Source organism: Eikenella sp. HMSC071B05, from assembly GCF_001811325.1.
In the GTDB taxonomy this organism is placed as follows: domain Bacteria; phylum Pseudomonadota; class Gammaproteobacteria; order Burkholderiales; family Neisseriaceae; genus Eikenella; species Eikenella corrodens.
The window spans coordinates 473,853-493,653 of record NZ_KV804551.1; the positions used below are offsets into that span (position 1 = coordinate 473,853).

Below are 19,801 nucleotides of genomic sequence, written 5' to 3' on the forward strand. Positions count from 1 at the left end.
TTCCAGCAGTTGGCGTTCCGCCCTCCATCTGATAGAATGGCAACTCATACAGTCAATCAAAACGCAGCTTCCAATTCTGCGTTTGATTGGCTAAAAATTTGAGTTCACAAGCCGCCGGCACCAGGCGGCTTGCATTTTTATGTAAAAACGGCTGCCCCGCAGCCCTTGTGGAGAAAATCATGCAAAAGATTCCATTAACCGTACGCGGCGCCGAACTGCTCAAGCAAGAATTGCAGCATCTTAAAAGCGTTGAACGCCCTGCCATTATCGAAGCCATCGCCGAAGCCAGAACCCACGGCGATTTGTCTGAAAATGCCGAATACGAAGCAGCCAAAGAAAAACAAGGCTTCATCGAAGGCCGTATTTCCGAACTGGAAAACAAACTCTCCGCAGCCCATATCATCGACCCCACCGAAATCCACGCCGAAGGCAAAATCGTATTCGGCTGCACCGTTGTGCTGGAAGACTTGGAAAACGAAACCCAAGTGCGCTACCAAATCGTCGGCGACGACGAAGCCGATATTAAAGATAACAAAATCTCCATCAGCTCGCCTATTTCACGCGCCCTTATCGGCAAAGAAGAAGGCGACGTGGCCGAAGTGCAGGCGCCCGGCGGCATCAGAGAATACGAAGTTATCGAAGTGCTGTATATCTAGTAGGCAGTGGCGAAATGGACCAGAATTTTAATCCATACCAGGCTCCGCAAAGCCAAGAATACCTGCCGCAAAGTACTACTGAATGTTGGCGGGAGGGTAAACGTGTTTTTTTGCCTGCCGGCACTGACTTACCTTGCCGCTGCATCCATTGTGGCGAAGAGGCTGCACCGCCACGCCGACAACGTAAACTCTATTGGCATCATCCTGCACTATATTTATTGATACTCACTGCATTTATCGGCTTGCCAGGGCTATTGGTTTATCTAATTGTGGCCTTGGTTGTGCGAAAAAAAATTACGGTTACGGCCGCACGTTGTCCCGCACATCGCAAACAGATGCGCCAAATTTATATTGGTATATTCATGCTGTTGTTGGTCACGCTGTTCCTACCGTATTTTGCCTCCACCGAAAACGGTATGGTTGATAGTAGCCTGATGTCGCTGTTGTATATCGGTTTAGTTTTAATTTGGCTGGTACTGGCAATTCTCGCTTCCGTCTTCCGCCTGCGCGCTGTACGGATCAGCGAAGAATTCAGCATCCTCAAAGGCTTCGGCCGGGGCTTTCTCGACACCCTGCCGGAAGAATACGAACTCAACAGCCGCCGCTAAAACATAGCAATCATTTGGCAACATATAGCCAATTTTCAGGTAGCCCTTCTCTATCGAAAGGCTACCTGAAATATAAAAGGCTACCTGAAACTTCAGGTAGCCTTTTCTTCATTCACACCATCAACTCTTATTCAGCCCCGCCCTCCTCTTTCGGTTCTGTCTGATTGGCAAGAACAGCGGGATTGAGGCTTTGCGTGAGGCCGTTGATGTCACCGCCGCTCAAGCCCAGCTCTTTGAGCAAGCCGTCCACCAGCGGGGCTTGGGCGCGATAGCGCAGGGCGCTGTTCACCACTTGGTCGGACAAAACCGCGTTGCCTTGGGCGCCGAGGCTACCTGAAACACCGTCTGCGGCAGCGCCGCTGAATCCGCCCAAGCCGTTGACTTGCAGAATCTTGATGTCGTCGATGTTTTCCATCGGACGCACGGATTCGCGGATGATGTCGGGTAGGTGTTTCAAGAGGGCGAGGCGCACTTGCATTTCGACTTGCTCGACGCTCAGGACGTTGGCGGCTTCGTTCACGGCGCGGGTACCTTCGGCATCAACTTTATATTGCTGCTCTTGCGCTTGTGCCAGTAGCACTTTGGCATCGGCCTCACCTTTGGCTTGCAGGCGTTGTTTCTCGGCTTCGGCTTCGGCCGCGATGCGCACGGCTTCGGCGCGGTCTTGCGCGGCCTGTTTCTCGGCTTCGGCGGCGACGGTGAGCGAAATCGCGTCTTTTTGCGCGGCTTCTTCGGCGGCAATCAGTTCGACGGCTTTGGCACGTTCGGCGCGTTCGGTTTCGCGTACGGTAATCACGCTCTCTTCTTCACGCACGGCGGCGGCGCGGGCTTTGTCGGCCTCGGCTTTGGCTTCGGATTCGGCACGCGATTTTTCGGCAACGGCGATGGCGCGGTCTTGTTCGGCCAGCTCGATGGCTTTGCGGCGTTCGACCTCCGCCTGCTCGACGGCTTGGGCTTTTTTGATGTCTTCGTTTTTAATGTCGCGTTCGGCGGCGATACGTTTCAAATCCACTTCGCGTTCGGCGGCGATTTTGGCTTCTTCCGCCTCGCGTTTTTTCTGCGCTTCCTGCTCGGCTATGCTGGCTTCTTGTTCGGCGCGGCGCACGGCGATTTCGCGTTCTTGTTCGAGTTTGGCGTATTCTTCTTCGCGCGAGATTTTCAGGCGTTGCTGCTCGGCTTCGAGGTTTTTGGTTTTAATCGCCAAATCGGTGTCTTGTTCGATTTCGTTGCGTTTTTTGCGGCGGCCTTCGATGGTTTCGGTCAGTTTGGTCAGACCTTCCGCATCAAAAGCATTTTGCGGGTTGAAAAACTCAAAGCTGGTTTGGTCGAGGCCGGTCAGGGAAACGGTTTCGAGTTCGAGGCCGTTTTTAAACAAGTCTTCGCTCACGACTTGCTGCACTTTCTGAACGAAATCAACACGTTTTTCGTGCAGCTCTTCCATCGCCATTTCAGCGGCAACGGCGCGCAGTGCATCGACGAATTTACCTTCGACGAGGTCTTTCAACTCGTCGGGCGACATGGTTTTCATACCCAGCGTTTGCGCGGCGGTGGCGATGCTCTCGGCGCTGGGTTTGACGCGGACGTAAAATTCCGCCATCACATCCACGCGCATCCGGTCACGGGTAATCAACGCCTGCTGCGCCGCACGGCGCACTTCGAGGCGCAATGTGTTCATGTTCACCGGAATAATTTCGTGCAGCACGGGCAGCACCATCGCGCCGCCGTTCATGATGACTTTTTCGCCGCCGAAGCCGGTACGGACGAAGGAGACTTCTTTGCTGGCGCGTCGGTACAGGCGGGTGAGGATGAGGCCGAGCACAAACAGCGCGACGAGTATCACGCCGGCAATGGTGGCAATGGAAATAAGGTTCATGGTTTTCCTTTCTTGAGTGGATTTCGGCAGCCTGGTGCTACCTGAAATGGTTAAACAAAACTGCAATCCCAAATTGAACAACACGAGCACAACGCAACATCAGTTCTCAGATAGCCGGCCAAATAGCAAAAAAGGCTACCTGAAAACCATAAAATTCCATCAAACAACATTCCCGCCATTTTCCCCTAAAACGCTTTTCAGGTAGCCTGTGGGTCTGCAAACCGCAGGCATTTTCAATTATCCGATATAGCGTTTGTACCTGATTTGCAACAGCACTTGTCTTTTACATGGGAAGTTATATTTAAAAAACAAAAATCTAAATTAGGCATTATTTGGCACTGATTGCCAAAATTAGAGCAGGCATTAAAATACCAATCGTTCTCAATATAGTTTACTAACCGATATGGCAGCAGGCTCACCCCAACTGCCTATTTTTAATCTTTAAGGGAAACATCCTCATGAAACAACCACGCACACACCTCAAAGCCCTCATCCTCGCCCTGGCCGCCATCGGCAGCCCCGGCCTGCTTTATGCCGAAGGCACGAATGAAGCCCAGCCTGCCCAAGGGCAAGAGCAGCAGGCCGACAGCGCCGAGCTCGAAGCCATCGAAGTTACCGCCCGTCGCCGCTATGCCAGCGGCTACCAGCCCATTTCCGCCGATGTCATCGGCGGCGGCAACACCCCGCTGCTCGAAGTGCCCCGTAGCGTAAACATCGTTACCCCCGCCGTGCTGGAAGACCGCCGCCCCGGCTCGCTGGACGAAGCCCTGCTCACCGTGAGCGGCATCCGCCAAGCCAACACCCTGGCCGGCACGCTCGAGGCCGTAGTGAAACGTGGCTTCGGCGACAACCGCGATAACTCCGTGCTGCGCAACGGTATGCAGATGACCCAAACCCACGTATTCAGCCCCACCGCCGAGCGCGTGGAAGTGCTCAAAGGCCCTGCCTCCACGCTCTACGGCGTGCAAGACCCCGGCGGCGTGGTGAATGTGGTAACCAAACAGCCGCAGCTCAAACCCGCCCGCTCCGTGAGCACCAGCTTCGGCAGCCACAGCGCCCGCCAAGTAGGCGTGGATTTCACCGGCCCCATCGGCTCCAGCCAAAGCTGGGCCTACCGCTTCATCGCCGACTACCGCCAAAGCGACTACTGGCGCAACTTCGGCGAAATCAAGCAAACCACCATCGCCCCCTCGATCAAATGGATTGGTGAAAACACCACCATCACCGCCGCCTACGAATACTTAGACTACACCGTGCCCTTCGACCGCGGCACCTTCCTCGATTCCACCCGTGGCGCAAACTACGGCAAACCCCTCGCTATTCCCGCTGAACGCCGCTTGGACGAGCCTTTCAGCGAGCAGAGCGGCAAAAACCATATGTTCCAGTTCACGCTCGACCAATATTTGAGCGAACAGTGGAAAATGCGCCTGAACTACGGCTTCACCTACCATACCTACGACGACTGGAAAGCCCGTATTGCCAACACCGCCGCCGGTATCAACCCCACCACCGGCACGGTGCGCCGCCGCATCGACGGCACGCAGGATGCCCGCTTGCGTGTGCACAACCTGGCCTTAAGCTTCAAAGGCGACGTGCATACCGGCAGCGTACGGCACAAACTCGGCTTCGGCCTCGAAGCCATGCACAACGACCGCCTGCTGGGCAAAATCTACCAAAGCCCCGCCAACAACTACACCATCAATATGTACAACCCGGTGTATGGCCGCATTAGCCCGCAGCCCGGCGTGAACACCATCGACGGCCAAGGCAACAACACCCAGCAAACCGAAATCCTCAAAACCTTCGCACTGTATGCCAATGACGATATTCATCTCGGCGAAAAATGGATTGTGTCTACCGGCCTGCGCGCTGAGTATTTCGACCAATACGCCGGTCGCGCCAACCGCAATTTCGTATTCAAAGCCAATACCGACAACCACGGCTGGAACTTCTCGCCCTCGCTCGGCGTAACCTACCGCCTCACCCCGCAGTGGTCGCTCTATGGCAGCTACGCCACTTCGTTCCGCCCACAGGTTTCCGTGGCCAACGAAATCCCTGGTGATGCCCAGCCTGAAAAAGGTCGAGCCTTTGAAATCGGTGCCAAATTTGCCGGCGATCGTCTCTCTGCCGCAGTAGCCCTATTCCATATCGAGAAAGAAAATGTGCGCTACAGCGTAACCTCTGGCGGCCAAACCGAAACCCGATTTGCCGGCCGCGCCCGCTCCATGGGTTTTGAAGCCGAAATGGGCGGCCAGATTACCGAACGCCTCGGTGTGAACGCCAACTATGCCTATACCGAAACCAAGGTGCTGGAAGCCGAAGCCGCCGCCCAAGGCCTGCCGCTGAACAATACCCCGCGCAACCAGTTCGGCCTATATCTGACTTATGATTTCGGCAACGCGCTGGGCGGCAACTGGCGCGCCGGCATCGGAGCCAAATACAACGGCGCATGGTATATCGGCAAAAATGCCGCCAGCGGCGACCGTCTGTGGAAAATTCCTGCAGCCACCGTAGCTGATGCCTTTGTCTCCTACGACACCAAAATCGGGGATAACAAGCTCAACGTGCGGCTCAACGGCAAAAACCTGACCAACCGCCTGTATTACACCTCCACCGTGGGCTCTTCGGCGCAATACCCGATGATCGCCATCGGCAATCCGCGCGAAATCAGCGTTTCCGCCAAGTTTGAGTTTTAAGCATTTGGCCACAGCATAACGCCCCATAGAGGCTACCTGAAAAATGTCATCCCGCTTTTCAGGTAGCCTTCCGCGCTGTTTGGCCTGCCTGTTTTAAACACCCTTTTTGCTGCCGTTTTATTTTTCAGGTAGCCTTTCAATCCCAAAGGGCTAGGCAAACCAAATTGGCTTTCGATACAAGGCGGTGAGCCGCAGACAGTACAGAAGTACGGCAAGGCGAACCAACGTGGCAGCGAAAGTTAAGTTGGTTTGCTATACCTGAAAAATAAAGTTATCCAACCAAACACCACATATGAAACAAGAACAATGGAAAATCGAGCTCCTGGACAGCCCGCTGTGGCTGGTGCAGAGCTTTTTCGGCGTATTGCTGTTTTGCCTGATCGCTGCCTTCCTACTGCGCCGCACTATTTTCGGCCAACGTTTCGAGCGCATCCTGCGCCCCTGTTTAGCAAGCAGCAACCGTATCCGAGTGTGCCTGCTCTTGGCTGCGCTGCTCTTGATGGTGCTGCTCGAAGTGCGCATCAGCGTGCTCAATTCCTTTTTCTACAAAGGCCTCTACGATTCCCTGCAAGACCGCGCCGCAGCCGCCTTCTGGTTTTTCGCCGGCATCAACAGCGCCTTAATGGTGTTCAAAATCATCCATGCCCTGGCCGACGAGCTGCTCGAACAAGTCTTTATGATCCGCTGGCTGGAAAAACTCAACGCTGCGCTTACCCAAAGCTGGCTCGCTCATAAAAACTACTACCGCCTGCACATGCGCCGCCACGCACCCGACAACATCGACCAACGTATCCAGCAAGACGCGCAAGATTTCATCGCCTCCACCGCCGAGCTCGTGCGCGGCCTGATCAGCGCCATCGTTTCCACCATCGAATTCACCGTCATCCTCTGGAATCTCTCCGGCGTACTCAGCGTATTGGGGCTGGAAATCCCGCGCGGCATGGTGATGTTTATCTACCTCTTCATCCTCTTTGCCACCGCCACTTCCGTGTGGATCGGCCTCCCCTTGGTGAAGCTCAATTTCCAAAACGAACACTTCAACGGCAACTACCGCTACGCCCTCGTGCGCGTGCGCGACCACGCTGAGAGCATCGCCTTCTACAACGGCGAGGCCGCCGAAGGGCGCAACCTGCGCCGCCACTTCGCCCACATCATCCGCAACCGCTGGCAGATTGTGTTCCGCAGCCTCGGCCTCAACGGCTTCAACACCGGCATCACCCAAATTTCCAACCTGCTGCCCCTCATGCTGCAAGCCCCGCGCTTTTTCGCCGGCCAAGTGAAAATCGGCGATATGCACCAAACCGTACAAGCCTTCAACCGCCTGCAACGTGCCCTATCCTTCTTCCGCAACTCCTACAAAGACTTCACCGCTTATCAAGCCCGGCTCGAGCGTCTCGACGGCTTTTTCCAAAGCATGCAAAACCACCTGCCCTACCGCCAGCCGCAGCACGAAGCCGAAAACTGCATCCTGCAGGCCGACAAGCTCACCCTGCACCGCAACAACGGCAACATCCTGCTCTCCGACGTCTCCTTCCGCGCCCAAAGCGGCGATTCCCTACTCATCCGCGGCCCCTCCGGCTGCGGCAAAACCTCATTACTGCGCGCCCTGGCCGGCCTCTGGCCCTTCGGCAGCAGCGGTCACATCATTGGCCCCGCCCGTGAACACATCCTCTTCGTGCCCCAGCGCCCCTACACCCCGCAAGGCAGCCTGCGCCGCGCCATCTGCTACCCCAACATCCGCCCCGACGAACACCAGCTTACCGCCGCCCTCGAAGCCTGCCGCCTGGGCTACCTGAAAGAACTGCTCGACACCGAAGACGACTGGCAGCACAAACTTTCCCCCGGCGAACTACAGCGCATCGCCTTCGTGCGCATCCTCATCACCCGCCCCCGCCTCGTGCTGCTCGATGAGGCCACCGCCGCGCTCGACGAAGAAACCGAAGCCGCCCTCTACCGCCTGATCCGCCAAGAGCTGCCCGACAGCATCATCGTGAGCATCGGCCACCGCAGCACCCTCAACGCCTTCCACAACCAAATCATCTGCGTAGGCGAAACCCTAATCGACTGCGGCACAAGCAAGATTTGAAATACCGGATTGTTAAAGAACAATTTGCCCTAAAGCAAACAATTTTCTTAAATTTGAAACGATTATGGCGGTTTAAAAATAGATACGCTATGATGGAGATGCAGCATTCCTTTTCACAAATTTACTTAAAAGGAGCACGCTATGCACCCCGTCAAACGTCTGTTTAACGGCCTAACCGCCCTACTGCTGGCCGGATTATTCTGCATTCAAACCACCAGTGCGCAAAACCTGCCGGGCATCGTCGATATGCGTGATGCCAGTTTGCAAACCGGCAGCCCGGAAGAAGTGGCCGCTGCCGAAAGCAGCTTGCTGGGCAGGCATATGTTTTCCCTGCAATGGATAAGCTGGGAGCGTTTCGGCACCGCCACCATCCGCCGGGGCAGCAACGGCTTGGAAATCAATGCCTACCAATCCTTAAACGGCGATTTCGTGAAACTCGACGGCCTAATCGAAGTCATCGACCGGCGTCATTTCTACTTCACCGGCAACGTAAGCACCCGCGTATATCACATCAACAACGGCCAGGCCTGCGAACGCAGCGGCACTTTCCTGTTTCAAGCCAAAGACTCACGCCAATATTGGCGCATGCAGCCGATACAAAACCCCTGCGACAACGCAGCCGACTACATCGATATTTTCTTCAAACGCTGATGTCGGTTTTCAGGTAGCCCGAGTAACCAATTGGGGCTACCTGAAAGCTTCGTCTTTTTCCCAACCAGCGCTTCAGCCGGCTCCTTCCCGATCTTCACCCACATACTCCAGCAGCGGCAGCCCGGTAGCTCGGCTGATTTGTTTGGCCGTTTTCTCTGCCGTTTGCCGGTTGTCGCGCATCAGCGAATCCGCCTCCAGCAGCCGCACGTTTTTGCCGCCCGCCTTGCCTGCCAACCAGATTTCGCTCAAACCCACGCTCACGCCATTGCGCCGCACGCGGCTGTAAACTCCGCAAAACTCCGATAGCGCATAGCGTTTTTCAGGTAGCCACTTGAAACTGTGCAGGCGGTACACAATCAATTCGTCTCCCAGCACGCTGTAGCGTACCTTGCGTAAAGTATGCCAACGGTGCACCAGCCGCCCGGCGATAGACAGCAGCGCCACCAGCCAAAACAGCCGCCAGCCAATCCCTCCCTCAATCCACACCATCCCAAACGCAAACAGCAGGAACAGTAGACGCGAGAGCAAAGTACCAACCGAATACACGGCAAATTCCACCCCGTCCACAAGTTTCGGCGCAGCACGTTCCGGCAGCTTCGGCTGCGGTTCATGTTCCGCCTGCCTGGCCGCTGCCAGTGCGGCTTTGATTTCGGAGGGCTGCCGCCAAGCCGTTTGTGTTTGCGGCGTTTTCTGGCCGCGCCGTGCACGAAACACCGCGCGTACATCCGATACCGCCACCGCCAACAGCCCGAGCGCCAGCAGCCCCGCGCCGAAATACAGCGGCTTGGGTAGGCTGCCGCTTTGCCAATCCGCCGCCAAACGCAGCAGCCAAACCGCCAGCCAAGTCCACAACCCGGCCGCCGCCAGATTCACCGCCTGCCGCCACGCAGGCAGCGTTTTCGCTTGCAAGGGCTGCAACTGCGCCGGATTGGCCGCCGTTTCCTCCGCCGCACGGATGACTGTGTTGATTACTGGCCGTTTGGCCAAACCCGTTGCCTTAGCAATATGGTTCTGAATCCTGTCTAATTCGTGCAGCGAGCCCTTATGCGGCAGGAGATTTTCCTCCAATACCAAATCGTTCCGCCCATCCGCCGATTCCAGCCACAAGCGCCCGTAGTAGCCGCGGTAATCATTCTGCACTTTCTCCGCCGCCACTGCCGCAAACATCGAGAGCGGGTATTCCCGCTGCGCCTGCCAGCGCCAGCGCCAGCGACCGTGCAGTAGTATTCCTCGCGCTGTGTCCAGCCGCAGGAAGTTTTTGCCAGTTAGTTTATGCCACCAGTCATACAGCAGCTCGCCAGCCAGTATCATGATTAAGCCGACCATCAGCACCCGCAACACCACTAACACAAATTCAAACCAAAATCCGTTACCCAACCAGCCGCCAGTCGTATCTATCAGCACATACATTGTCCACAATACGAACCCCCACACAAAAGCCGTCTGCCAGGCCAGCATTTGTCCGGAATACGGATACAGCATCACGATTTTGCTTTTATTCTGTTGCATGGCTTCCTCTTCATATACGGCAGGCTACCTGAAAATGTGGAGCATCGGTTTTGGGCACTGCAGAAATTCGGCGGCTATTTTCAGGTAGCCTCACCAGGCTCCAGCACAGGCAGCCCGGTGGCCCGGCTCAAATCTGCCAAACCGGCCGCAAAGCGTTTCTGCAGCGCGCCCGTGCCTAAAAATATCCTGTCCAGCAGCACATCCTGCCCGCCGTTTTTGCCCGCCAGCCACACTTCGGCAATCGAGCCCTTGCCGCCGCGATACAGCCCGATAAATCCGTCCAACGGATAACGAGCGACCAACTGCCAGCCGCGCAGCGACGCGGCATATACCAGCAGGCAATCCTCCGCCGCGCGGTAACGGATTTTGCGCATCCGCTGCCAAACCCGGTTCAAGAAAAAACCGCTCAGCAGCAAACCGCTGATCTGCTGCAGCCGCAGCGCGCTATTCGCCGACCCCATCAGACAAGAGAAGGCCATCAGCAGCCACACCAGCGATGCCGCCGCCAGCAACCCCAACTGCCGGAACACCAGCTCCACATCGTGCCGATTGGAAGGCTCGGCTCTGGATGGTAAATCTGGCATGGTATGAGCCATGTTGCCTCTCCTAGTTAGCTTGCCGCTTTAACTCCGTTGAAGCTCCGCTTTCAGGTAACCTTAATCCACTAGGCTCCCGCTTGGATTCAAAATCGCCTTAAACGTATTCCCCTCCAGCGACACCAAAAGCACCGCCTCGCCCTGTTTCAGCACGCCTTCGCCGTCGGGCTCGGCCATCACATAATGCTGCTGGCCGTAGCCGTCTTTCACCCGCACCTGCGCCGGGCTGCCCGGCCGCGCCTCACCCAGCACCACCGTGCCCACGCGCCCGATCAGGCTTTCTTGCGAAACGGCGGTGGTTTCGTCTTTGGGCATGATTTTGTAGAGCCCGCCCGCCGTGAGGCGCACCAGGGGCAGTGCGAGAAACAGCGCCGCAGCAGCCGCCGGCCAAGCATTCAGGTAGCCGCCAAACAGCCCGGCGCACACGGATTGCAGCACATAGCCCGCGAGCCCGAACACGGCGAGGAACACCACCAGCAACATCATCAGCGGCACGCGCCCCACATACAGCCAATCCAAGAAACGCACCAACGCGCCCGCCCCTTCGATGCCGCCGTGCAAATCACCATCCAAATCCGCCTCCACCAGGCTGTCGGGCAACAGGTTATCGAGCCAGTCGGTGAAGCCGCCGGCCAAAAGTGAGAGCAGCTCAAGCAGGCCGAGCATCAGCATCAGGGCGATGGCGATGCCGAAAATTTCGGTTTCTGGGGCGTTGATTAAATTCCACATGGCGGGTCTTTCGTGGTTTGTCGGTTAATCGGGTTTCGCTTTCAGGTAGCCTTAAGGTGGAGGAAAGAGGCTACCTGAAACCATATTTCTATTTCATTTAATCTCTTGCAAGGGCACGCGCTGCCGCCCCTGTTCGTCGAAATTCTCTTCGGCCAGCCAGCGCTGCATCCGCCGCTTAATCTGCGGCCATTCCGAATCCAGCATGGCAAACCAGGCGGTATCGCGGTTGCGCCCTTTATACACCACCGCCTGCCGGAACACGCCCTCAAAACGGAAACCCAAACGCTCGGCAGCACGGCGCGAGGCCTGGTTCAACGCATCGCACTTCCATTCGTAGCGGCGGTAGCGCAGGGTTTCAAACACATATTGCGCCAGCAAAAACTGCGCTTCGGTGGCGATACGGCTGCGTTTGAGCCGTTCGGAATAAATCACCCAGCCCACCTCGATTACGCGGTTGGCGGTATCCGCGCGTTGCAGCGCCATGGTGCCGACCGCCTGGCCATCTGCCTGATCGACGATGGCGAAGTAATATGGGTCGGCCGACTGCTCCAGCCGTTGCAGCAGCGCATCCAGTTCGGCAACGCTCGCCACGGGGTTAAGCGAAAGATAGGTCCAATTTTGCGGCGGCGAAGCCGGGCCGTACACGGCATACAGATCCATGCCGTGCCGCTCGGTAGAAAGCTTTTCCAAACGGCAGTAGCGGCCGCAAAGCAATGTAGCTACAGGTCGCTCGCCAGGCGTGTAACCGGGTAGGCTTTCGCCGACAGGTTGGTTGAATTCGTTGATGTGCATGGGTTTTGCCTTGGTTATTGGTGGGTAGTGGACTACCTAAAAAGTTTGCTGGCTTTCAGGTAGCCTTATCAAAGCGTGGAAAGGCTACCTGAAATGTATGCTTATTCCTTGCTGTTGGCTTTCAACGCCGCCAGCCTTTCGGCAATGCGGTTGTTGCGGCTCAAATCTTCTAATTCTTTCAGTTTGGCCAGCTGGGCGGCATCGGTGCTGCTGTGGATGGCGTTTTGACGCCCCATCACGCGGTCGAATGCATTGCCGCTTTTTTCGGCATCACGGGCGATACGGCTCATGTCGCTGCCGCCGGCTGCTTTGCCTGCGCCTGCGTTTTGCTGTGCAGTGCGCCAGTCTTGCAACTGCTGCTGCATCTCGCGTTTTTTCGCCTGCAAGGCGGCGATAAAGCCTTCGAGTTCTTTTTCCTGCGCAGCGCAGTCGGCAATGGTGTTTTCCAACACAGGCAAGCGCGCTTCGATGTCCATCTGTTCGGCAATGCCTGCCTCGGCCAAGTCGTCGCGCCCGGCTGCTACAGCGGCCTGCAGGTTGGCATCAATGGCCTCGTGGCGGTTACTCTCATCGGCCATTTTCTTGGAAGCAAGATGCTTCTGCACCAGCACTTTGCCTAGCTCGGCACGCACTTCGTCTACCGCGCGTTCGATTTCGCGGATGCTCTCGTTCATCACCGCTTCGGGCGCAAGGTTTTCCGCTGCATCAATCAAGGCATGAAAACCGCCGCTCACCAAACGGCCTACTCTGCGGGATAGGGTTTCGCTCATTTTTGTTTCCTTTCTGCTTAGATGATTGGTTTTAAGTCTTCGATTCGCACTACTTGCCATGCGTGATTTCTTCTAATTCGCCGTTTGCGCCGATAACGGCACGAAAGCTGCCGCCCAGTGCTTTCGGCGGCTTACCGCTGATAATCCAGCGCTCTCCGTCTTTTTCTGCCCGATATGGTTTCTGCGCTTGGGCAGTTTGTGCACCGTAGTGCTGCACCACATAGTTTTCGGCCAGCTGCATGGCTTGTGATTCATTCAGCATCTGCGTGCCGCCGGTCGTACCGAATGCGATGGAGGGGAGGATTAATACGCCGGCAAGCAGCAATTTATGAATGTTCATTTTTCAATCAGCCTTTCTTTATACGTCTCAAACTTCGCCCGCCTGCTGCACAATCTTCGCCAATTTCAAAGTATTTTCAAGCTGTTGCAATACAGTATCGTCGTAGGCCGCGCCTTTGCCGGTAACGGCCAGCTGCAGGATGCTGTCGGTAAGGCGCACGATGCGACGCATCAGTTCGCACTCGTATCGTCTCAAATCGGCTGCCTGAGCGTTTTCCGGCAGGTCGGCGGCCAACGTGGCAGCAAGGTCGGGCAGCTGCTCGAACAGCCGCGCCACAATATGCGAATGAATGCCCCATTCTTTCTCGGCGTGCAGCACGTCGCGCCGGGCTACCTGAAAAAACTGCTCCTGCGCAGCCAGTGCGGTGCTGTAATCATGGGTTTGGCTGTGGGCAAGCCGCGCCTGTGTAAGCAGCTCGCGGATTTTCTCTGAAGGCGTATTCGCGCCTTCTATTTTTAATTCAGCAATAAAATCTGCATCTTCCTGCGATATTCGCACGCTAATCGGAATTCGGTTGGCTGCTGCCATATGCAATCACCTCTCTTTTGTATTCATTTGTATTCAAATATAGCTAAAATGATTTCTCTACGCAATATTTTTCATACAATCTCTCAATAACAATAAATCAACATAATGATAATAAATATAAAAATATTACGAATACATTTGTATACATGCCACATAGAAGTCTAACCACCAGCCGTTAGCCGCATTCCCGGCCTTTGGTATAAAATAACCGCTTGAACACGGAGGCAACCATGGCAGGCAAAAATTCACACGACGAACACCACATGCGGCTCGACAAATGGCTGTGGGCGGCACGTTTCTTCAAAACGCGCGGCATGGCGCAGAAACACATCGAGCTCGGGCGTGTGCTGGTGAACGGTGCGAAAGTGAAAAACAGCAAAAACATCGAGCCGGGCGACACCATCGACCTCACGCTCAACTCCCTGCCCTACAAAATCACCGTGCTCGCGCTCAACCACCAGCGCCGCCCCGCTCCTGAAGCACGCTCCCTCTACGCCGAAGACAGCGCCACCGCCGCCAAACGCGAAGCGCAAAAAGCGCTCGACCAGGCCAGCTGCATCAGCGCCGCCTACCCCGACAGCCGCCCCACCAAACGCGACCGCCGGGAGCTGGACAAACTCAAACGCGGCTGGCAGGAATAGCATCAAAGGCTACCTGAAAATCCGTCTATACCTTTTCAGGTAGCCTCCGCCGACTCTCTTCCACCAAGCGCAAAGGAAAGCATCATGTCCACAGAAAAAGCCATCTCCGGCAGCGTTAAGGCCCTCGGCGCCCTGCTCGCCATCGGCCTCGTGGCCGCCGCCTTCGTGTTGGGCGGCCAGTTTAAAAATTTCCGCCAGCCCGGCACGATCACCGTAAAAGGCCTGGCCGAACAAAACTTCCAGTCCGAGCGCGCCCGCTGGAGCACCGCCGTGAGCGTACACGGCGCCAGCTATCAGGAAGTGCTCGACCGTCTGAACCAGCAACGCCCCAAACTCGAACAATTCCTACGCAGCCAAGGCTTTGATGCAGCCGAAATTCAAACCGCCGCTCCCGAAATCAGCCCCGCCTTCTTGGTGGAACACGATGCCCACGGCAACGAAATCCGCACCCCCAACGGCTACGACGGCAAGCAACAACTCACCGTGGCCAGCAGCAAACTCGACCGTATCCAAAGCGCCCACCAAAACATCCTCGCCCTACGCGCAGGCAACGACGCCATCGATTTCGAAGCCCCGCAATACCTGCTCGGCAACCTCGAAGCCATCAAACACAGCCTGATTAAGCAGGCCACCGAAGACGCCCGCCGCCGTGCCGACGAATTCGCCTCCACCGGCGGCGGCAAGGTCGGCGCCATGCGCTCCGCCTCGCAAGGCTCGTTCAACATCTATGCCGATAGCGGCAGCAGCGGCGACGACGAATACGGCGGCAGCTACGACAAAACCACCATCGGCAAACAAGTGCGTTTGGTCGTAACCATCGAATACGCCATCGAATAAATCCATGCCGCACACGCCAAGGCTACCTGAAAACACCGGCTTCAACGAAGCTAAAACCAGCGAAGCAAGTTTCTAATCTCCGCATGCTTTTCAGGTAGCCTGTTATATAATCTGCCCTAAACCACACCAACCCAAGGAATTTCAATATGAAACTCGACAATCAACGCAGCAGCAGCAACATCGAAGACCGTCGCAGCCTTGGCGGCGGCAGAGGTGGCGGAGGCGGCGGCAAAATGAGCCTCGCCGGCCTGATTATCGTGCTCATCGGCGCCTATTACGGCGTGGACTTGAGCGGCCTCACTGGCGGCGGCATGCAGATGCCGCAGATGCAACAACAGCAACAACGCACCATCAGCCCCGAAGAAGAGCAGCTGGCGCAGTTCTCCTCGCAAATTCTCGCCACCACCGAAGACGCCTGGGGCGAATATTTCCGCAGCCAAGGCCGGCAATATGTGCAGCCGAAAATGGTGCTCTACCGCGGCAGCACCCCCACCGCCTGCGGCACCGGCCAATCCGCGATGGGCCCGTTCTACTGCCCGGCCGACCAAAAGGTTTACCTCGACCTCTCGTTCTACGACGACATGAAAAACCAGCTCGGCGCAGCGGGCGATGCAGCCTTTGCCTATGTGATTGCCCACGAAGTCGGCCACCACGTGCAAAATCTCGACGGCACCATGGAGCGCGTAAACCGTGCCCGTGCCCGCATGAGCGAGCGCGATGCCAACCGCCTCTCCGTTATGGTGGAGCTGCAGGCCGACTGCCTGGCCGGCGTGTGGGCCAACCGTGCGCAAGCACGCCAGCTGTTTGAACAGGGCGATTTGGAAGAAGCCTTCAACGCCGCCGAAGCCGTGGGCGACGACCGCCTGCAACAGCGCAGCCGCGGCTACGCCGTGCCCGACAGCTTCACCCACGGCACCTCCGCCCAACGCCTGCAATGGTTCCGCCGCGGCCTGCAAAGCGGCGACCCGGCGCAATGCGATACTTTCTCCTCCCTGTAAGCGCCAACTCAATACCAAAAGGCTACCTGAAACGGTGTATTCAGATTTTCAGGTAGCTTTTTTCATCAGGGCGACGCGGTGAATACCGAAGCATCTGTCGCTGCTTCTATCGAGTGCTTACACCCTGCCAAGCCTTCACCGCACCATTCATCAGAGCAATCCGCCCCGCTTAACGCAATTTGCTATTTAATTCCAAACCTGCGCCCCAATCCGGCAAACAGGCTACCTGAAAACCCGTCTGCGGGGCGTAAGCGCCTTAATGGCGGGTTTGCTTTTCGCAGAAACCGTTTTTCAGGTAGCCTGATTGGATGCAATTTTTGACACAAAAGGCTTGTCAAATGCTTTGCTTCAAGAGTATCTTTGACGCCTTAGCACAAATCACAAGGAAATATCATGGCAAAAGCAGTTCCTGCCGTTTTCGGCAGCGTTTTCCACCGCGAGATGCCGGTGTTGGTTTTTTCCGATGGCGCATGGCAGCCGGTGCGCTGGCAGCCTTCCGATTCGCTCGCCCTGCCGCCGGGCGCGCACAGCCTGCATTACGGCAGCGAGTGTTTTGAAGGACTGAAGGCCTTCCGCCAACAAAACGGCCGCATCGTGATCTTCCGCCCGGAAGCCAACATCGCCCGTATGCAGCAGAGCGCGAAACTGTTGGAACTGCCCGTGCCGGATGCGCAGGCTTTCCTCTCTGCCATGCTGGAATTGGTGGCACGCGCGGCCGACGAAGTGCCGGATGCGCCCGCCGCCATGTATCTGCGCCCCACCCTTATCGGTACCGATCCGGTAATCGGCAAAGCCGGCGTGGGTTCGTCTTCGGCCATGCTGTATATTTTGGCTTCGCCGGTGGGCGACTACTTCAAAGTGGGTTCGCCGATGAAGCTGTTGGTGGAAACCGAACACATCCGCTGCGCGCCACACATGGGCCGAGTGAAATGCGGCGGCAACTACGCCTCTGCCCTGCAAACCGTGGTGCGCGCCCGCCAGCAATACGGTGCCAACCAGGTATTGTTCTGCCCGAATGGCGACGTGCAGGAAACCGGCGCTTCCAACTTCGCGCTGATTAACGGCAACGAAATCATCACCAAGCCGCTCACCGAAGAATTCCTGCACGGCGTAACCCGCGATTCCGTGTTGCGCGTGGCCGCCGATTTTGGCTATAAAGTGAGCGAGCGCAATTTCACCGTGGCCGAATTGCAGGCTGCAGCGGAAAACGGCGCGGAAGCCATCCTCACCGGCACGGCGGCCGTGGTGTCGCCGGTAACTTCCTTGGTAATCAACGGCAAGGAAGTCGTGTTGCAAAGCCAAGAGCGCGGCACAGCCATCCGCAAGGCGATTACCGATATCCAATACGGCCTGGCCGAAGACCGCTACGGCTGGCTGGTGCCCGTGCCCGAGCGCTGATTGGCTGTTTGTTCCACCCGCTGCCGCATAGTTAAGCGGAGCGAAAACATGTTTTCAGGTAGCCTTAATCCTTTTTATGGTTCAAAGAGTTTGAGGCTACCTGAAAATTTTTCAGATTAGCCACGGCGGGAATAATGAGTTCTTCATACCAGGCGGCAAGCCGCAAGCAGTACAAGTAGTACGGCAAGGCAAGCCGACGCAGTAGGAAGGAATCAGTATTTCAGCCACCAAGCCATTACCCCCGCATTGCGCCGGTAATGGCTTCGGCTATCGGGGCGGACGTTTCAGGTAGCCTGCCGCCCCTGTTAAGCCGCAGCCGCTTTGTCGGCTGCTCCCACCAACCCGTCCTTTGTTTTTCCCGCAGTTTCGCGGCGTTTGCGCCAGATGGCCGGCAAACGCGCAGGCTGTCAGTTTCCAACCCCCTTCTCTTGCGAGGTTCCAACTATGGAAAAAATATTGTCCGACCTGGTAAGCACAATTAATTTCGTGCTGTGGGACTACCTGCTGATCTACGCCCTGCTCGGCATCGGCCTCTTTTTCAGCATCTACTTGGGCGTGCCGCAGCTTACCAAGCTCGGCGCAGCGTTCAAATCGGTGTTCGGCGGGCTCTTTGCCAAGAAAGATGCCGCCGACAAAGACCACAAATCGCTGTCGCAATTTCAAGCGCTGGCGGTGGCCGTATCCGCCCAAATCGGCACCGGCAACGTGGCCGGTGTGGCCACGGCGATTACTGCCGGCGGGCCGGGCGCAATCTTCTGGATGTGGTTTTCTGCCGTGTTGGGCATGTCCACCATCTTCGCCGAAGCGCTCTTGGCGCAGAAATACCGCGTGGTCAGCCACGGCAAATACATCGGCGGCCCGGCGTTTTACATCACGCACGGGCTCACGCCGAAAATCGGCCGCAGCGCAGCGCGTTTCCTCTCCGGCGGTTTTTCGATTGCGCTGATTATCGCGCTGGGCTTCATCGGCAACGCCACCCAATCCAACTCCATCTCTTCGGCGGTAACCGTGGCCTTCAACATACCACCTTTGGCGGTGGGCATCGGCTTGGCGGTGCTGGCCGGGCTGATTATCGTGGGCGGGGTGGACCGCATTGCCAAAATCACGCAGTTTGTGGTGCCGTTTATGGCCATCATCTACATCATCTGCGCGATTGTGATCCTGTTCAAATTCTCCAGCCACATCGCGCCGATGTTCAACCACATCTTCACTGCGGCGTTTAACCCGCAGGCGGTGTTGGGCGGCGCGGCCGGCATCGGCATGCGCGAAGCAGTGCGTTTCGGCGTGGCGCGCGGCCTGTTTTCCAACGAGGCCGGCATGGGCTCCACCCCGCACGCCCACGCCACGGCAGACGTGCAGCACCCCGTTCAGCAAGGCATGGCGGCGTTTGTGGGCGTGTTTATCGACACGCTGCTGGTGTGCACTGCCACCGCGCTGATCATCCTGCTCACCGATGCCGACAAATTGGGTTTGCAGGGCGCGGCAGTAACACAGCAGGCCTTCGTGATTGCCTTCGGCAGCGGCGGCGCACAGCTGTTGGCGGTGTGCCTTACCTTCTTCGCTTTCACCACCATCATCGGCTGGTACTACTTCGGCGAATCCAACATCCGCTTCCTGTTCCACGGCCGCCATTTGGCCATCTACCGCACGCTGGTGCTGCTGGCCATCGTGCTGGGCACGCTGGGCAAAGTGGACGTGGTGTGGAGCTTGTCGGATATGTTCAACGGCTTTATGGTGATTCCCAACTTAATCGCCCTCTTCCTGCTGCGCAAGGAAATCCGCGCGGTGTACGACGATTACCTGGCGCAGAAAAAAGCCGGCGGCGCGCTGTCGTATCACTACGAATTTCATGAGTATCACGAGCAGCAGTAAGCGCGGCAAGCAGGCTACCTGAAAACAGCAAGGCTACCTGAAACGATTTTTCAGGTAGCCTTTTTATAGCCAAACCACTTCTCTTCCTAAGGCACCGCTCCGTCTTACCCATACTCCTACAATCCTCTGCGGAGCAACGCCTGGTGAGGGGAATATAGCAGTACAGTAAGGCAAACCAACACGGTAGCGAAAGTTATAGTGAATTAAATTTAAACCAGTAC

At 56.7% G+C, this 19,801-nt stretch carries 19 protein-coding genes; 10 read left to right on the forward strand and 9 right to left on the reverse strand.

Going from position 1 to position 19,801, the window contains the following annotated elements; genetic code table 11:
* Window positions 1-52 precede the first annotated feature (52 nt).
* Entirely contained in the window at window positions 53-181 is a 129-nt protein-coding gene (locus HMPREF2796_RS11780) for a hypothetical protein (RefSeq protein WP_003822788.1), read from the reverse strand.
* Here HMPREF2796_RS11780 and greA point away from each other — a divergent pair.
* On the forward strand, window positions 180-656 hold the full coding sequence (gene greA / locus HMPREF2796_RS08405) for a transcription elongation factor GreA (protein WP_023886591.1): 477 nt from the start codon (window positions 180-182) through the stop codon (window positions 654-656). The two genes, HMPREF2796_RS11780 and greA, sit on opposite strands and share 2 nt — an antisense overlap.
* Before the next feature lie 14 nt (window positions 657-670).
* A complete protein-coding gene (locus tag HMPREF2796_RS11140; RefSeq protein ID WP_141749187.1) occupies window positions 671-1,264 on the forward strand; it encodes a hypothetical protein in 594 nt (197 codons plus the stop codon).
* 127 nt (window positions 1,265-1,391) lie between these two features.
* On the opposite strand, the gene HMPREF2796_RS08415 is transcribed toward HMPREF2796_RS11140, so the two are convergent.
* Window positions 1,392-3,137, reverse strand: coding sequence for a flotillin family protein (locus tag HMPREF2796_RS08415; protein ID WP_070632831.1), 1,746 nt, complete (start codon window positions 3,135-3,137; stop codon window positions 1,392-1,394).
* 458 nt (window positions 3,138-3,595) lie between these two features.
* Between HMPREF2796_RS08415 and HMPREF2796_RS08420 the strand changes: the two genes are divergently transcribed.
* From HMPREF2796_RS08420 to HMPREF2796_RS08430, 3 genes are all read left to right on the forward strand, one after another.
* Complete coding sequence (locus tag HMPREF2796_RS08420; RefSeq protein WP_070632833.1) at window positions 3,596-5,833, forward strand: TonB-dependent siderophore receptor; 2,238 nt, start codon at window positions 3,596-3,598, stop codon at window positions 5,831-5,833.
* Between the two features lie 292 nt (window positions 5,834-6,125).
* Window positions 6,126-7,919, forward strand: coding sequence for an ABC transporter ATP-binding protein/permease (locus HMPREF2796_RS08425; RefSeq protein ID WP_070632835.1), 1,794 nt, complete (start codon window positions 6,126-6,128; stop codon window positions 7,917-7,919).
* Between the two features lie 141 nt (window positions 7,920-8,060).
* Entirely contained in the window at window positions 8,061-8,570 is a 510-nt protein-coding gene (locus HMPREF2796_RS08430) for a hypothetical protein (RefSeq protein WP_141749188.1), read from the forward strand.
* Window positions 8,571-8,642: 72 nt separating this feature from the next.
* On the opposite strand, the gene HMPREF2796_RS08435 is transcribed toward HMPREF2796_RS08430, so the two are convergent.
* From HMPREF2796_RS08435 to HMPREF2796_RS08465, 7 genes are all read right to left on the reverse strand, one after another.
* Window positions 8,643-10,079, reverse strand: a complete 1,437-nt coding sequence (locus HMPREF2796_RS08435; protein WP_070632837.1) for a hypothetical protein — start codon at window positions 10,077-10,079, stop codon at window positions 8,643-8,645.
* Between the two features lie 80 nt (window positions 10,080-10,159).
* The gene (locus HMPREF2796_RS08440) at window positions 10,160-10,675 is read right to left on the reverse strand and encodes a hypothetical protein (RefSeq protein ID WP_070632839.1); all 516 of its coding nucleotides are present in this window, start codon (window positions 10,673-10,675) and stop codon (window positions 10,160-10,162) included.
* Window positions 10,676-10,735: 60 nt separating this feature from the next.
* The gene (locus tag HMPREF2796_RS08445) at window positions 10,736-11,404 is read right to left on the reverse strand and encodes a YqiJ family protein (protein ID WP_070632841.1); all 669 of its coding nucleotides are present in this window, start codon (window positions 11,402-11,404) and stop codon (window positions 10,736-10,738) included.
* A 93-nt stretch (window positions 11,405-11,497) separates the two neighbouring features.
* A complete protein-coding gene (locus HMPREF2796_RS08450; RefSeq protein ID WP_070632843.1) occupies window positions 11,498-12,196 on the reverse strand; it encodes a GNAT family N-acetyltransferase in 699 nt (232 codons plus the stop codon).
* 101 nt (window positions 12,197-12,297) lie between these two features.
* Window positions 12,298-12,966 (reverse strand): PspA/IM30 family protein, encoded by a 669-nt coding sequence (locus HMPREF2796_RS08455; protein WP_070632845.1) that lies wholly within the window; start codon window positions 12,964-12,966, stop codon window positions 12,298-12,300.
* A 49-nt stretch (window positions 12,967-13,015) separates the two neighbouring features.
* Window positions 13,016-13,306, reverse strand: coding sequence for an NTF2 fold immunity protein (locus tag HMPREF2796_RS08460; RefSeq protein ID WP_070632846.1), 291 nt, complete (start codon window positions 13,304-13,306; stop codon window positions 13,016-13,018).
* A 27-nt stretch (window positions 13,307-13,333) separates the two neighbouring features.
* Window positions 13,334-13,834 carry a hypothetical protein gene (locus HMPREF2796_RS08465; protein WP_070632848.1) on the reverse strand — a complete coding sequence of 167 codons (501 nt, stop codon included), beginning with the start codon at window positions 13,832-13,834 and terminating at the stop codon, window positions 13,334-13,336.
* 230 nt (window positions 13,835-14,064) lie between these two features.
* On the opposite strand from HMPREF2796_RS08465, the gene HMPREF2796_RS08470 reads away from it, so the two are divergent.
* The 5 genes from HMPREF2796_RS08470 to HMPREF2796_RS08490 all read left to right on the forward strand — a co-directional run bounded on the left by HMPREF2796_RS08470 (window position 14,065) and on the right by HMPREF2796_RS08490 (window position 19,580).
* On the forward strand, window positions 14,065-14,475 hold the full coding sequence (locus tag HMPREF2796_RS08470; RefSeq protein WP_210385357.1) for an RNA-binding S4 domain-containing protein: 411 nt from the start codon (window positions 14,065-14,067) through the stop codon (window positions 14,473-14,475).
* Window positions 14,476-14,559: 84 nt separating this feature from the next.
* The gene (locus tag HMPREF2796_RS08475) at window positions 14,560-15,312 is read left to right on the forward strand and encodes an SIMPL domain-containing protein (protein WP_070632850.1); all 753 of its coding nucleotides are present in this window, start codon (window positions 14,560-14,562) and stop codon (window positions 15,310-15,312) included.
* A 146-nt stretch (window positions 15,313-15,458) separates the two neighbouring features.
* The gene (locus HMPREF2796_RS08480; protein WP_070632852.1) at window positions 15,459-16,310 is read left to right on the forward strand and encodes a KPN_02809 family neutral zinc metallopeptidase; all 852 of its coding nucleotides are present in this window, start codon (window positions 15,459-15,461) and stop codon (window positions 16,308-16,310) included.
* 393 nt (window positions 16,311-16,703) lie between these two features.
* Window positions 16,704-17,708, forward strand: coding sequence for a branched-chain-amino-acid transaminase (gene ilvE, locus HMPREF2796_RS08485; protein WP_070632854.1), 1,005 nt, complete (start codon window positions 16,704-16,706; stop codon window positions 17,706-17,708).
* A gap of 444 nt (window positions 17,709-18,152) precedes the next feature.
* Window positions 18,153-19,580, forward strand: a complete 1,428-nt coding sequence (locus HMPREF2796_RS08490) for an alanine/glycine:cation symporter family protein (protein ID WP_064086836.1) — start codon at window positions 18,153-18,155, stop codon at window positions 19,578-19,580.
* Window positions 19,581-19,801: the final 221 nt, after the last annotated feature.

What these genes read in the sequence shown, in the direction of transcription:
- greA (WP_023886591.1), top strand. Translation starts at nt 180, where the DNA reads ATGCAAAAGATTCCATTAACCGTACGCGGCGCCGAACTGCTCAAGCAA.
- HMPREF2796_RS11780 (WP_003822788.1), bottom strand. Translation starts at nt 181, where the DNA reads ATGATTTTCTCCACAAGGGCTGCGGGGCAGCCGTTTTTACATAAAAAT.
- HMPREF2796_RS11140 (WP_141749187.1), top strand. Translation starts at nt 671, where the DNA reads ATGGACCAGAATTTTAATCCATACCAGGCTCCGCAAAGCCAAGAATAC.
- HMPREF2796_RS08415 (WP_070632831.1), bottom strand. Translation starts at nt 3,137, where the DNA reads ATGAACCTTATTTCCATTGCCACCATTGCCGGCGTGATACTCGTCGCG.
- HMPREF2796_RS08420 (WP_070632833.1), top strand. Translation starts at nt 3,596, where the DNA reads ATGAAACAACCACGCACACACCTCAAAGCCCTCATCCTCGCCCTGGCC.
- HMPREF2796_RS08425 (WP_070632835.1), top strand. Translation starts at nt 6,126, where the DNA reads ATGAAACAAGAACAATGGAAAATCGAGCTCCTGGACAGCCCGCTGTGG.
- HMPREF2796_RS08430 (WP_141749188.1), top strand. Translation starts at nt 8,061, where the DNA reads ATGCACCCCGTCAAACGTCTGTTTAACGGCCTAACCGCCCTACTGCTG.
- HMPREF2796_RS08435 (WP_070632837.1), bottom strand. Translation starts at nt 10,079, where the DNA reads ATGCAACAGAATAAAAGCAAAATCGTGATGCTGTATCCGTATTCCGGA.
- HMPREF2796_RS08440 (WP_070632839.1), bottom strand. Translation starts at nt 10,675, where the DNA reads ATGGCTCATACCATGCCAGATTTACCATCCAGAGCCGAGCCTTCCAAT.
- HMPREF2796_RS08445 (WP_070632841.1), bottom strand. Translation starts at nt 11,404, where the DNA reads ATGTGGAATTTAATCAACGCCCCAGAAACCGAAATTTTCGGCATCGCC.
- HMPREF2796_RS08450 (WP_070632843.1), bottom strand. Translation starts at nt 12,196, where the DNA reads ATGCACATCAACGAATTCAACCAACCTGTCGGCGAAAGCCTACCCGGT.
- HMPREF2796_RS08455 (WP_070632845.1), bottom strand. Translation starts at nt 12,966, where the DNA reads ATGAGCGAAACCCTATCCCGCAGAGTAGGCCGTTTGGTGAGCGGCGGT.
- HMPREF2796_RS08460 (WP_070632846.1), bottom strand. Translation starts at nt 13,306, where the DNA reads ATGAACATTCATAAATTGCTGCTTGCCGGCGTATTAATCCTCCCCTCC.
- HMPREF2796_RS08465 (WP_070632848.1), bottom strand. Translation starts at nt 13,834, where the DNA reads ATGGCAGCAGCCAACCGAATTCCGATTAGCGTGCGAATATCGCAGGAA.
- HMPREF2796_RS08470 (WP_210385357.1), top strand. Translation starts at nt 14,065, where the DNA reads ATGGCAGGCAAAAATTCACACGACGAACACCACATGCGGCTCGACAAA.
- HMPREF2796_RS08475 (WP_070632850.1), top strand. Translation starts at nt 14,560, where the DNA reads ATGTCCACAGAAAAAGCCATCTCCGGCAGCGTTAAGGCCCTCGGCGCC.
- HMPREF2796_RS08480 (WP_070632852.1), top strand. Translation starts at nt 15,459, where the DNA reads ATGAAACTCGACAATCAACGCAGCAGCAGCAACATCGAAGACCGTCGC.
- ilvE (WP_070632854.1), top strand. Translation starts at nt 16,704, where the DNA reads ATGGCAAAAGCAGTTCCTGCCGTTTTCGGCAGCGTTTTCCACCGCGAG.
- HMPREF2796_RS08490 (WP_064086836.1), top strand. Translation starts at nt 18,153, where the DNA reads ATGGAAAAAATATTGTCCGACCTGGTAAGCACAATTAATTTCGTGCTG.